This window comes from Parasulfitobacter algicola (assembly GCF_013315265.1).
Taxonomy (GTDB): domain Bacteria; phylum Pseudomonadota; class Alphaproteobacteria; order Rhodobacterales; family Rhodobacteraceae; genus Parasulfitobacter; species Parasulfitobacter algicola.
Genome location: NZ_JABUFE010000017.1, coordinates 1 through 12,290, shown reverse-complemented (window position 1 = coordinate 12,290; position 12,290 = coordinate 1). Strand labels below are relative to the sequence as shown.

The 12,290-nt window shown below is 53.3% G+C and carries 12 protein-coding genes; 5 read left to right on the top strand and 7 right to left on the bottom strand.

Annotated features, from left to right (window positions below; all coding sequences use genetic code 11):
• Positions 1-43: 43 nt before the first annotated feature.
• The 6 genes from HRQ87_RS18205 to HRQ87_RS18180 all read right to left on the bottom strand — a co-directional run bounded on the left by HRQ87_RS18205 (position 44) and on the right by HRQ87_RS18180 (position 5,039).
• A complete protein-coding gene (locus HRQ87_RS18205) occupies positions 44-361 on the bottom strand; it encodes a DUF3775 domain-containing protein (RefSeq protein ID WP_174139872.1) in 318 nt (105 codons plus the stop codon).
• A 76-nt stretch (positions 362-437) separates the two neighbouring features.
• Positions 438-1,169 (bottom strand): SDR family NAD(P)-dependent oxidoreductase, encoded by a 732-nt coding sequence (locus tag HRQ87_RS18200; protein ID WP_174139871.1) that lies wholly within the window; start codon positions 1,167-1,169, stop codon positions 438-440.
• A gap of 24 nt (positions 1,170-1,193) precedes the next feature.
• Positions 1,194-1,757, bottom strand: coding sequence for a DUF3833 domain-containing protein (locus HRQ87_RS18195; protein WP_174139870.1), 564 nt, complete (start codon positions 1,755-1,757; stop codon positions 1,194-1,196).
• Positions 1,758-1,759: 2 nt separating this feature from the next.
• Complete coding sequence (locus HRQ87_RS18190; protein WP_174139869.1) at positions 1,760-3,004, bottom strand: MFS transporter; 1,245 nt, start codon at positions 3,002-3,004, stop codon at positions 1,760-1,762.
• Positions 3,001-3,756 carry a DUF1365 domain-containing protein gene (locus tag HRQ87_RS18185; RefSeq protein WP_174139868.1) on the bottom strand — a complete coding sequence of 252 codons (756 nt, stop codon included), beginning with the start codon at positions 3,754-3,756 and terminating at the stop codon, positions 3,001-3,003. Before HRQ87_RS18185 ends, HRQ87_RS18190 begins: the two co-directional genes overlap by 4 nt.
• Entirely contained in the window at positions 3,753-5,039 is a 1,287-nt protein-coding gene (locus HRQ87_RS18180; protein WP_174139867.1) for an NAD(P)/FAD-dependent oxidoreductase, read from the bottom strand. The genes HRQ87_RS18185 and HRQ87_RS18180 overlap by 4 nt, the downstream gene beginning before the upstream one ends.
• A gap of 270 nt (positions 5,040-5,309) precedes the next feature.
• On the opposite strand from HRQ87_RS18180, the gene HRQ87_RS18175 reads away from it, so the two are divergent.
• Complete coding sequence (locus HRQ87_RS18175; RefSeq protein WP_425501610.1) at positions 5,310-5,816, top strand: sigma-70 family RNA polymerase sigma factor; 507 nt, start codon at positions 5,310-5,312, stop codon at positions 5,814-5,816.
• Positions 5,817-5,825: 9 nt separating this feature from the next.
• Positions 5,826-6,479 carry a ChrR family anti-sigma-E factor gene (locus tag HRQ87_RS18170; protein ID WP_174139866.1) on the top strand — a complete coding sequence of 218 codons (654 nt, stop codon included), beginning with the start codon at positions 5,826-5,828 and terminating at the stop codon, positions 6,477-6,479.
• A gap of 64 nt (positions 6,480-6,543) precedes the next feature.
• Here HRQ87_RS18170 and HRQ87_RS18165 read toward each other — a convergent pair whose 3' ends face one another.
• Positions 6,544-6,903 carry a hypothetical protein gene (locus HRQ87_RS18165; protein WP_174139865.1) on the bottom strand — a complete coding sequence of 120 codons (360 nt, stop codon included), beginning with the start codon at positions 6,901-6,903 and terminating at the stop codon, positions 6,544-6,546.
• 100 nt (positions 6,904-7,003) lie between these two features.
• Here HRQ87_RS18165 and HRQ87_RS18160 point away from each other — a divergent pair, with 100 nt between their 5' ends.
• The 3 genes from HRQ87_RS18160 to HRQ87_RS18150 are packed head-to-tail and all read left to right on the top strand — an operon-like array spanning position 7,004 to position 12,142.
• Positions 7,004-7,684 carry a CerR family C-terminal domain-containing protein gene (locus HRQ87_RS18160; RefSeq protein WP_174139864.1) on the top strand — a complete coding sequence of 227 codons (681 nt, stop codon included), beginning with the start codon at positions 7,004-7,006 and terminating at the stop codon, positions 7,682-7,684.
• Entirely contained in the window at positions 7,684-9,021 is a 1,338-nt protein-coding gene (locus HRQ87_RS18155; protein ID WP_174139863.1) for an efflux RND transporter periplasmic adaptor subunit, read from the top strand. The genes HRQ87_RS18160 and HRQ87_RS18155 overlap by 1 nt, the downstream gene beginning before the upstream one ends.
• A 4-nt stretch (positions 9,022-9,025) precedes the next feature.
• The gene (locus HRQ87_RS18150; RefSeq protein WP_174139862.1) at positions 9,026-12,142 is read left to right on the top strand and encodes an efflux RND transporter permease subunit; all 3,117 of its coding nucleotides are present in this window, start codon (positions 9,026-9,028) and stop codon (positions 12,140-12,142) included.
• The last annotated feature ends 148 nt before the right edge of the window (positions 12,143-12,290 follow it).

The following is a 12,290-nucleotide window of genomic DNA, read 5'->3' as shown; positions in this document are numbered from 1 at the left end:
GTAAGACGCGGCGCGCAGCAGCTCATTCTAAAAAAGCCTGACGTTACAGCAGATCTTCTTCGGCTTGGCTGGCGGAATAGCCCAACGCCTCAAGACCGCTTTCCAGATTATCAGCCAGATGTGGCACACCTAGCAGATAATCCGCAGTCGGCGTTGTGGCCTCTTCTATGGCGACGCGTTTGGCGTCTTCCAGATCGTCTGCTGCAAATGCTTCGCGACCAATCCACATCACCGCGACCAGACTGGCTTTTTCGTCATCATTCAGCCCGTCGATAAAGCCGCGCATTTCGGGTTCTGCACGCTCAATCTCTCGGGCATATAAAATGACCTGAGCCACTTTTTCGATGCTTATTTCCAACATGATACATCCCCTTTTTCTGCTTCTGATAATGACGCAAAACCACTACAACGGCTTTGATCTGGGACAAATCAAATGATCATGCGAAAATGCGATAATAAAGCCAATCGGGCAGAAACTGGCTAAGCCGGAAAACCATTGAAAACGCCCACGGAAAACTTTTCTTGAAGCTGTCGTCGTTCATGTGATCGAAAATGGCCCTTGCGGCTTCCTCAGGCTCCATGATGAACGGCATTTTGAAATCATTCTTTTCTGTCAGGCGGGTTTTGACAAATCCGGGGTTTACCAATTGGACCTCGACACCGGTGCCTTTCAGGTCTGCACGCATGGATTCGGCCAAATACATGACGCCTGCCTTGGATGCCCCATACCCGATGGCCCCAGGTAGCCCGCGAAACCCAGACAGGCTGCCGGTCAGCACAATATGACCTTCGTCACGTTCAACCATGTCGGGCAAAACCGCGCCCACGACGCGCATCGCACCGGTAAAGTTAATATCCACCATCGTAGTGGCCTTTTCAGCGTCCAGCTCTGTCGCTTTCATCGGCCAATAGACACCGGCCAGAAACACAACGCCGTCGATCTTGCCGATTTCAGCGGCAGCCTTTTGTACCTGTTCAAGATCAGACACATCCACCGGCACATAGGACGCCTTGCCCGGCAATTCCGCCACCAATTCCTGCAGGCGTTCTTCGTCTCGTGCGGATACGATGACTTCGACGCCAGAACGGCTCATTACATGGGCGACGGCACGCCCTACCCCTTCACTTGCTCCAACCAACCAATAACGCTTGCCCTGCCATTCTTTCACGTCGTTTCCCCTTTTATCTTTCCGTCAGGCCGCATCTTTGGGTCGCATGGTTGCAACCAATTCGGCCACTTTGATCCCGTATTTCCGGAATTGGCTTCGATTTATGATTGAGCCATTTTCAACCAAATACATCCAGTCCACAGTATCAAGAACATGGCCGCCGCTGTCTTCTGGCAACTTAATGCGATAATTAAGCTGCAGTGCCGGCCCTTTTTGCATACCTGTGCCAATCCCGATCACATCGGCCGCTTCTGCTTTGACTGATCCGTCATTGCCAAGGCGCAGTTTCCATTCGCGTTCCTGCGTGGTTCCACTGTCATAACGAAACACTTCCGTCATGGTTCCGACATTGCCGTTCCAGTTGGCGTGAAAATCACCCACAAAGCGCGATGACACGCGGCCCGTGGGGCCGTAAATGACACCTTCGCACACAATCGGGCCATTCAGATGCTGGCGCAGATCCAACTGCGGGCCTTTGCCATCATAGTCTTCGGGGCTTTGGGCCTGAAAGCCGGCGTATTTTTTGATCAACGCCATCGCGGTCACAGTCACAGCCACGCCGATCAGTATATAAAGAAGTGCGTCCATGGTCAGTCCTCCTTTAGATTGGTCGCCAAAAGCAAAGCGACGGCTACGGTTTTCAGCACGCACGGCACCAACGCATAAAGTAGCGTCAGCGTCCAAAGCGCGCTGTCGGGATTGTCTGCACCGGTTTCGAACCCTGTTAGTTCAAGCACGGGCAAAAGGGTCACAGCCGCGAAGGCCAACGTAAATTTTGACACCAGCGACCACAGGCCAAAGCCCTGCCCGCCATTTGGCGAAATCACTGCCATACGTTTAGCAAATAGCGCGGGCAGCAGTGTCAGGTCTGCGCCGATTGTCGCACCGGACACGATACAAATCACAGCAAACGCCCATTGATCACCTGCACCCAGAAACAGAACAAAGGCAAAAGACGCGATGGCCAGACCCATCGCCGCAAGCAGAGTTTTCTTTTCACCGTAACGTCCCGCCAGCGCACCCCACATCGGGGATGATCCGGCCGCGGCCAGAAAGAATACCAACAAAAGCGGGCCTTCCCAACCCGGCGCCATCAGGCGGCTTTCGACATAGAATAGAAACAAGGTCGATGACACAGCCAGTGGAGCAGCGTTGACCAGCGCCAGGATCAAAAGCCTGCGCGCCATGGTATCATTCAAAATCTCTTTGATCGGCGTTGGATCTTGCGCGCCGTCGGACCGCCATTCAGGCAGCATCGCAATGGCAGCCGCCATAGCAGCGCCCGCAAACCCCCAGGCAAAGATGGCATAAGGTTGTGCGAAACTTTCGCCCAGAACCGTTGGAGCGACGGCCGCCAGACAGACCCCCAAAAGCGCGCCGGTTTCACGCCAAGCGGCCAGCCTGACATGCCCACCGCGCAAATTGCCCGCCTTGGCAACGCCTTGGGCATAGAAGTTGATCGTCAGAAAGCTAAACGCAGTAAACAGCCCCGTGATCGTGATGCCGAACCACCAAAGCGGCGATATCGGCGGGGCAATTGCGAAAAGACCCACCATCGACAAAGCCAACAGAACGGCCCCCAATGTAACGGCCACAGCCCTGGCCGCGCGCAAGCGTTCAGCAATCCAGCCCAGAACCGGATCTTGCACCACATCAAACAAGCGCAGCCCGAACAGGATTGCCCCAAGTGCCGTCAAGCTGGCGCCATAGGTATCGGCATAGAATTTTGGCGCATATATATAAATCGGCAGGCCCGCACCCGACAGCACGGCGGCAAAGCCGGAATAGGCAGGCAGCCGTTCCCCAAAAGATCGTTTCAGCGCCACGTCTGTCATCGCGTAACCTCAGTTTTGGGCGGTTTGGGTCGAACTTTGTAATTCGCGCCCTTCCACCATAACTTCAGCGCCTGCCAGTGAATCAGCCCAAGCACCCGGCGCGACCCGAACGGGCGGCGCAGGCAGGCGCGGATGATACTTCCATTTGTCAAAGGCTTGCGAGGCCCTGTCAGCGTTGCGATCAGCCCGCCATTGCCTTGGGTATAATCAATCCAGATGCCGATTTTATCGCCCTGAATATCAAAGCGAAATGTATATCCGCCCTCAACCGGTTGAAACGGCGAAACATAGAAAATCTTTTGTGCGCTCAGCGTATCTTCGCGGGTGATCGGGGCAAGGTTGTCGTGATGACACAGATAGGAATGACGTTCGCCAAAGGTATTCGACACCTCAGCAATGACCACGCGCAGGATGTTTTCCGTATCATAACACAGCCAGAAACTGACAGGGTTAAAGACATGGCCCAAGACACGCGGCTGTGCCAGCAACAGAATTTCACCCGTCACATCCAGCTTATGTTCGGCCAGAACGTCGCGCACCCATTTGGCGCCTGTTCCCTGCCCAGGTGTACCGCCATGATCGCTGTCATGTAGCGACGTCAGATGTCCACGATTACGCCCGAACAAAGCGGGTGTCTTCACATCAGCCTCGGCATCCAGAAGGACATAGTCTACGGAATAGCGGAACGCATTTTCAACCGCGCCGCGCCTTCCGTGAAAGGTCTGGCCTGCAATATGATGGACTGCTTTCATTCAGCCGCCACTGCCACCTGCGGCGCATCCAACTTGCGCACCACATCCACAGCGCTGGACAGCCCGTCTTCGTGAAATCCGTTTTTCATCCATGCCCCACAGAACCAAGTGCGATTGATGCCATTAATCGCACTGATACCTTTCTGCGCTGCGATTGCGCCCTTATCATAGACCGGATGGCGTAAAGTGACCGTATCCCAGATCAGATCGTCGCGGATGGGTCGTGTGGTATTCAAAGTGACAAAGAAATCCTGTTCCTTGGGCAAGGGCTGAAGGCAATTCATCCAATAGGTCAGATCGATGCGGTCCATCTGCTTGTCGGCAGCTTCGGTATAATTCCACGATGACCAGACCTTGCGCCGCTTTGGCATGATCGACGGATCAGAGTGCAATACGATGTCATTGGGTTGATATTTTACGGCCCCCAACAGATCAGCTTCGGCCTTACTGGGGTCAGACAACAAGCGCAGCGTGTCGTCAGAATGGGTGGCAAAGACCACTTCGTCGAACACCTCGGCCTCGGCCCCGGTGGCTTTGACATGTACACCGGCGCTGTCGCGCTGAACGCTGTCGATTGGCGCACCAAGGCGAATATCAACACCGCGCTGGCGCATCGCATTGCCAAGCCGTGTGACATATTGAATCGATCCACCCTGAACAGTGAACCATTGGTGCTGGCCTGTGTGATGCAGCAGTGCATGATTTTCAAAAAACTCAATCATGGCATGTGCAGGGAAATCCATGATCTTTTCCACCGGCGTCGACCAGATCGCGCCGGATAGCGGCAACAGATAATAATCACGGAAATAATCGCCTGTGCCCAAAGCATCCAGAAACTGGCCAATTGTCATGTCACTGCCGCGTGCCAATTCCAACGCCTTGGCATTAAAGCGGAAAATATCGCGCAGCATTCGCAGATATTTCGGATTTGCTATGTTGCGACGCTGCGCAAAAACGGCACCCAAGTTTGCCAAGCCGTATTCCAGCTTGCCCCCGGCGATCGAGGCCCCGAAACTCATGTTGCTTTCGACAACAGGCACATTCAGCTCTTCGAACAAGTGCGCCATGTGCGGATAATTGGCGTAGTTAAAGACAATAAAACCGGTATCCACCGCCACGCCATTCGCCATTTTGGTGCGCGCGTGGCCACCCAAACGATTTTCGGCCTCAAACAGAGCCACATTGTGATTTTGCGACAACATGTAAGCCGCGCCCATTCCTGAAATTCCCGCGCCGATCACTGCAATACGCTTGGGGGCCGTCACAATCGTTTCAAATGGCATTCAGTCTGCTCCGATGTTTTTGTCTTTGTCTGACCTCATACGTGGGGCAAACAGAACCGGATTAGAACGAAAAAAGTTATTTTATCTTGTGATCCAAAAGCCAAGAGCCCGCGTATGAGCATTATGTTGACTGAAAATCTGTCATTCGAAGAAAATGATGCATCTGTTTTAAACGTACCATACAATGGTCGGGCGGGCGATATGGTCTGCAACAACAGGACGCATTCTGTGGCAGTTATCGAAAAGACACGACAAGACTGGGTGCCGGAGATGATCCGCATCCGTGAAACCAAGGATCAGGCGGCATTCGCGGCCCTGTTCCAGCATTTTGCGCCGCGCGTGAAATCGTTTTTGATGAAATCAGGGGCATCCGAGCCCTTGGCAGAGGAAGTAACGCAAGAAGCAATGGCAACGCTTTGGCATAAGGCTGATCTTTTTGACCCGACGCGGGCGTCAGTTTCGACATGGATCTTTACGATCGCACGAAACAGAAAGATCGATGCGCTGCGTAAACAGCGCCGCCCTGAACCCGAAGATCTGACTTGGGGTCCTGAAGCGGAACCAGATCAGGAAGATGTCGTCGTCTTGCAACAAGAAACAGAACAACTGGGCATTGCCCTTGCGGGTTTGCCTGAAAAGCAAAGAGAATTGATCGAACGGGCCTACTTTGGCGATTTGTCGCACAGCGAAATTGCTGAACAGACCGGATTGCCCCTGGGCACGATCAAATCGCGGATTAGGTTGGCGTTGGAACGCATGCGCCACGCAATGAAGTAAAGTAGAGATATGTCACAGATTAAACATCATTTGAACGACAGCCTGCTGATGGCTTATTCCGCAGGCACCCTGCCCGAGGCATTCAATCTGATTGTTGCCACGCATATTTCCATGTGTGATGATTGTCGCGCACGCATGCACAGCTTTGATGCTGTGGGTGGGGCAATGCTGGACAATGGTGACACGGTCCAGATGCATGATGATAGCCTTGATGCAACATTAAAGCTGATCAGCACTGGTCCCAAGGATCAGATCAGAATGGCACCGAAAGTGTCAGAATGTTCAGTCTTGCCGCAACCTTTGCAGGATTATGTCGGTGGTGGTCTTGATGATGTGCGCTGGCGCAGTGTTGGCATGGGCGTGAAGCAAGCAATATTGCGGACCAGCAAACAAGCCACCGTGCGTCTGCTTTACATTCCCGCAGGCAGTGCAATGCCGGATCACGGTCACAACGGGACCGAACTGACGCTTGTCCTTCAGGGTGCGTTTCAGGACGAAAGCGACCGTTTCGGTGTTGGTGACATAGAAATTGCAGATCAGGATATGGAACATACACCAGTTGCCGTGGGGGATCAGGCCTGTATCTGTTTGGCCGCAACCGACGCACGTCTCAGGTTCAATGGTTTGGTGCCACGCATCGCACAACCGTTCCTGCGTATTTGATTTTCACGATATTTGCAGCAAAAGCCCCGTGTGCACCATGCGCCGGGGCTTTTTTTCTGATCAATCAGTTGACGACAGACACTAAAAACCCATGTGATGTGCGGTAAACACGCTGTGTGATACGTTCCAATGTCGCACAATCGCTATCTGTTTTGCGCAGGCCCGTTGTACAGATTTCATTACCCCGAATGGACCACTTTCCATTGGCTGCAATATGCTGTGGTGTCATCAAGTTCACAGTTCCATTGTCGAAAAATCGTACCTGCACAACCTGATCTCCGCGGGTCGCGTGAAACGTATGTCCAATAATTTCATCACGAAGTTGCTGGCCGGTCAGCAATTGATGATCTGACAAAATGGCTTTGCTGCTGATCCCAAACAGAATGCAACATGCTAATAATAAAAGCTTAATATCATTTTTCATGGCAAATCTCTTTCTTTTGCAAATTAACACTATACCAAGCCTTGATTTCAAACAAGCGTTTGATATACGTGTTTGAAATATCCAGCAAGGAATTGCCAGTATGGCCCAGCAAGCGCGTAAAATTGATGATCCCCGCACCGAGCGCACACGAAACGCATTGCTGACCTCTGCGATCCGATTGTTTGGAAGCAAAGGCTTTCAGAATACCACAATGCGTGATCTGGCACAGGAAAGCGGCGCAAATATCGCGGCCATAAACTATCACTTTGGGTCCAAGGATAATCTAAGGGTCGAAACCGCGCGTACCTTTGCTGCAATAATGAACACCCGTGGGCCGGGCGAAAAGCTGAAACAGCTTAGCCCCGATCAGATTTCACGAATGTCGGCAGACACCGCAAAATCCACTCTGCGCGATATCATGATCGCCAACATTCGGCATATGACCACGGATGAACAAGGCAGCCATATTCAACGGTTCTTCCTACGCGAGGTGTTTTCGGATGATTTCGATATCAGCATCTTATTCGAACTAGCGTTTTCATCGCATTTCCAACTGATGGCGCAATTGGTATCGCGGGTGACTGACCTGCCCGCCGATAGTGACGCCTGCAAAATCAAAACACTGATCATGATGGGCCAAAGCATCTTTTTGTGCATGGCCCAACCTTTGATCGAAACAGCTATGAACTGGTCTGATTATGGCGAACAGCAGTTGGCCCTGATGTTGGACGCGTTCTGGCTGGACCCCACCCCCAAATCACAGTCCGTATCGGAGCAATAATGAACTGGCGCATTCTTTTGTTTATTCCCGCCATCGGGATCGGGGCAGCTGTTTTTGCGGTGCAAATGCGGCAATCTGATCGACCGAACGCACAGACACCCCCACCAACGCCCATGCCCGTGCGTGTCACCGTCCCAAACACAGATCCGATTGATATTGCAATATCCGGCTATGGTCGGGTTGAACCGGTACGTACATGGCAATCCATCAGCCAGGTCGACGGGCGGATCATCTTTCTGCGTGACGATCTGGCCATTGGCAATGTTGTTCCCGCCAACACCGACTTGATCAAGATCGACCCCCGTAATTACGAAATCGCTCTGGCCAAAGCACGGGCTAATCTGCAAACCGCGCAAGCTGATCTGGATGAGTTGAACGCACAACAGGAAAACACCCGCGCGCAGCTGAAGTTGGAACAGGAAATCGAAGTTTTCCTGCAAAATGAATTTGAACGAAATCAAAGCCTTGTGGCTCGTGGAGCCGCAGCACAGGCAACGCTGGAACAGGCCAATCGTGAACTTTTGAACCAACAGCGGCAAGTGCTGGATTTGTCCAACCAACTGGCGCTGATCCCGGTACAGCGCATTGCGGTGCAATCCAACATCCAAACCCGCGAGGTCGAGCTAGAGGAAGCCCAGCGCAATCTGGACAACACCGTCATTCAAGCCCCATTTCATGGTCGCGTTGCTGATCAAGATCTGGCAGTCGGCGAATATATTCGCCCTGGTGATCAAATGATCGAATTACATGATGTGTCCGCCTCTGAAGTTGTGGCTGCCGTTCAACCCAACGATCTGTTCAGCACGATCAGCGCGATCCTTCCAGCGATCGATAACATGGCTCAGATGCTGCAGGATCGTAATCAGGCCATCGACACATTGAATGATCTTGGTTTTCAGGCTGAGGTTCGACAGACTATCGGCAACAGCACCTATGTCTGGCCCGCACAGATCACTCGCTTCAACGGGCTGACCGACAACACAACAGGTACCATCGGCATCGCCGTCCGCGTGGCATCGCCCACGCGCCCTGATCGGGAAAACAGACGCCCTCCACTGAATAACGGCAGCTTTGTCGAAGTTGTGTTCCGACTTCGGGCTAACGGAAATTTGCTGACCATCCCCCGGTCCGCCCTTCATTATGATGAACGGGGGGATACCTATATCTATACTGTTTCAACCGACAACACCCTGCTTCGAAATGATGTTACCTTTTCATCGATTATCGAAAACCGCGTGGTGATCAGTACCGGTGTCGCACCCGACGCCATGATCGTTCTCAGCGATCCGCAGCCGGCCGTTCTGGGCATGCCGCTGACCCCTGTGGCCGGGAACTGATCTGATGATCCAGTATTTCGTTCGCCACCCCAACGCCGCAAATATCCTGATGCTGGCGGCCGTCATTTTGGGTCTGTCCGTCATCAACGGGATGGAACGCGAAACGTTCCCTGAATTTTCAGCATCCCGCGTGACGGTCGATGTGATGTATCAAGGGGCGTCGGCCATTGATGTAGACGAAGACATCTGTTTGGAACTGGACGATGCACTTGGGTCGATCAGTGGTCTGGACGACATCGAATGTACTGCCACCGAAGGGCGCGCGTCAGCCACGCTGACCATGGCCGAAGGTGGAAACATCAATCAATTCTATAACGATATCCTGTCCGAGGTTTCAGCCCTGAACAATCTGCCGGACGATGCCGAAGAGCCGACCGTATCCATCGCCGCACAGGAAGAACAGATTGCTTTGGTTGCCATATCGGGCATAGATAATCCTGAAAGTCTGCTGCGGTATAGCGACCAGTTGGCCGCCCGCCTGAAAACCCTTTCGATGGTGTCTGACGCCAAGGTATCCGGCATCAGTGCGCAGGAATACCGCATCACCTTTGATCAGCGTGCCTTGCGCCAATACGGGCTGTCTGCACGGGATGTCAGCGATGCTATCACCGCCCGCTCCCTGCGCCAACCGCTTGGCACCGCACGCACCCGCGACCGCGAGGTGATCCTGCGCTATGCCGATATTCGCCGGTCTGTGACAGAGCTGGAAAATCTGGTGATCGTACAAAATGATGCCGGGGGGTTCGTGCGGCTATCGGACATCGGGCAAGTACGTTTGGTGACCGCTGATCCGGAAATCAAATCCCTGATAGATGGTGATAAAGCCGCGATCATCCAGATCCTGAAAACAAAATCTGATGATGCTATTGACGCGTTTGCCCAGGTTCAAACGCTGCTTGACGCAGAACGCGCCAGTTTGCCTGCGCCCTTTGCGCTGACCATCACCAATGATTCCACTGAAAATATCCGTGATCGCATCAATCTGGTTCTTGGCAACACCGCCATCGGGCTTTTGTTGGTCTTTGCGGTCATGTGCCTTTATTTTTCTTTGAAAGAGGCTTTTTGGATTTCCGCAGCCTTGCCTGTATCCTTTCTGGGGGGCTTTTTCATTCTGTCCAGTATGGGCATCACCATCAACATGATCTCACTGATTGCGATGTTGATGGCGGTGGGTCTGATCATGGACGACAGTATTGTCATCGCGGACAACATCGCTAAATGGCGCAGCAAGGTGGGTGTCAAAGATGCGTCCATCAAAGGGGCCACCGAAGTGATGCCGGGCGTCATCTCATCGTTCCTGACGACAGCCTGCGTCTTCACTCCCCTGATGTTTCTGTCCGGCGAGATGGGATCGATCCTTGAGGTGGTGCCAATCGTGCTTCTGGTCGTTCTGGGTATCAGTCTGGTCGAAGCGTTTTTGGTTCTGCCCAATCACTTAAGCCATGTCAGCGATGATCACGGTAAAAACGCAAAACGCATCGCCCCGCGACTGACAGAAAAGGTCAAAGAAACCTATATTCTACCTATCGTCCGCCTGTTCGTGGCGTGGCGATATCTGGTACTGGGCCTGATCTGTTCGGCATTGATCGCAACTGTCGGGCTAATCACGTCAGGTACGGTCAAAGTAGTGGGCTTTCCCACAACCGAAGGTGACACCATCGAAGCCCGTATCGCCCTGACCCCCGGCACCCCTCTACCCCGCACCGAAGCTGTGACGGATCGCCTGCTCAGTGCGCTGGATCGCACCAACAGCCTGCTAACGCCGGGCACGCAGGACGGCGATATGCTGGTCGAACGCGTTCTGGTGCGCTATGCCACCAACAGTGATGTCAAATCGAACGGTCCGCATACCGTTACCATTACCGTCGATCTGCAATCATCCGAAACGCGCAACGTCACAGCCAACGAAGTCCTGGTGCACTGGCAACAAGAAGCGGGCCCAATCCCGGATGTGTCGCAATCCAGTTTCACGCAAACCTCGGTAACGCCAGGGGGATCAGATCTAGATGTCAAACTCGCCTCGCGCGATCTGCAACAGCTTGAGGGCGCGACCGCCCAGCTTTACCGCACCCTAATGGGGCGCGCCGATGTCACTGATGGATATCGCGACTTCACCAGTGGACAGGCCGAAATTGCGCTGTCTCTGACGGAATTCGGCTATACGGTCGGGCTGACCCCGCAAAGCCTGTCCAATCAGTTACGCACGGCCTTTTCGGGATCTGAAACAGACAGCTTTACTGATGGTTTCACCGACCTGACGGTCCGTGTTGAACTGGGCGATACCGTCCCCACACTTAGCCAGCTGGAACAATATCCCATAACTCTGCCAAGCGGTGGCCAAACTGCCCTGTCGCAAGTGGCCCAGATCGTGATCACCGAAAGCTATCCGCAAATCACACGCCAAAACGGGCAAGCCATCGCGCGGATCATCGGTAACATCGACCGCAACGCAATCACCTCTGGGGCTCTGTCACAGATCATCATGACAAACTATGCCCCCGCACTGCAATCCGACTTCCCCAATGTCACCGTAACCATTGGCGGTGCGACCGAAGAAACCCAGGAAACCCAAAGTTCGATCCTGGTTGCCATGATGGTGGGGCTGGTGGGGGTTTATCTAATCCTGGCCTATCAGTTCTATAGCTATACTTTGCCCATCGTTGTTATGCTGTCGATCCCCTTTGCCATCATCGGCGTGGTGCTGGGCCACATGCTGGTCGGCATTGATCTGGCCATGCCCAGCTTTGTGGGCTTTGCATCGCTGGCCGGTATCGTGGTGAACAACGCCATCCTGTTCCTGACATTCTTTGAGTTGGAGACCAAAGACGACGATTATCTGACCGGCGTGGTCGAGGCCGTCAGCCACCGTTTCCGCGCGATCCTTTTGTCAACAACCACCACATTTCTGGGTCTGGTACCAATTGTCTTTGAAACCTCGCCCCAGGCGCAAACGATGGTCCCGCTTGTTACCTCTGTCGCGTTTGGGCTGCTATCATCCACACTGCTGGTCATCTTTATCCTGCCCGCCGCAATGGCCATCTATTTCGACATCTTCAGTCTGCGCAAATGGATGGACACACGCCAAAAACTCAGTGCTCCGACGCAGGTCCCGGCAGAGTGATGCAGTCACGCCTCACCGGTTAAAGCCATTCTGAATTACAGACGCTTTTCAGACCTGGGCAAGTGTCAGATATGCGGGATTGGGTGGATGGCTCCTGCTTCAACCGGCGTCGCGATGCGCCATAGTGCAGTTGTCATGAACTGCTTAT

Coding starts and splice junctions, on each gene's coding strand:
- HRQ87_RS18190 (WP_174139869.1), bottom strand. CDS start 3,004: ATGACAGACGTGGCGCTGAAACGATCTTTTGGGGAACGGCTGCCTGCC.
- HRQ87_RS18165 (WP_174139865.1), bottom strand. CDS start 6,903: ATGAAAAATGATATTAAGCTTTTATTATTAGCATGTTGCATTCTGTTT.
- HRQ87_RS18150 (WP_174139862.1), top strand. CDS start 9,026: ATGATCCAGTATTTCGTTCGCCACCCCAACGCCGCAAATATCCTGATG.
- HRQ87_RS18155 (WP_174139863.1), top strand. CDS start 7,684: ATGAACTGGCGCATTCTTTTGTTTATTCCCGCCATCGGGATCGGGGCA.
- HRQ87_RS18175 (WP_425501610.1), top strand. CDS start 5,310: ATGATCCGCATCCGTGAAACCAAGGATCAGGCGGCATTCGCGGCCCTG.
- HRQ87_RS18185 (WP_174139868.1), bottom strand. CDS start 3,756: ATGAAAGCAGTCCATCATATTGCAGGCCAGACCTTTCACGGAAGGCGC.
- HRQ87_RS18195 (WP_174139870.1), bottom strand. CDS start 1,757: ATGGACGCACTTCTTTATATACTGATCGGCGTGGCTGTGACTGTGACC.
- HRQ87_RS18170 (WP_174139866.1), top strand. CDS start 5,826: ATGTCACAGATTAAACATCATTTGAACGACAGCCTGCTGATGGCTTAT.
- HRQ87_RS18205 (WP_174139872.1), bottom strand. CDS start 361: ATGTTGGAAATAAGCATCGAAAAAGTGGCTCAGGTCATTTTATATGCC.
- HRQ87_RS18160 (WP_174139864.1), top strand. CDS start 7,004: ATGGCCCAGCAAGCGCGTAAAATTGATGATCCCCGCACCGAGCGCACA.
- HRQ87_RS18180 (WP_174139867.1), bottom strand. CDS start 5,039: ATGCCATTTGAAACGATTGTGACGGCCCCCAAGCGTATTGCAGTGATC.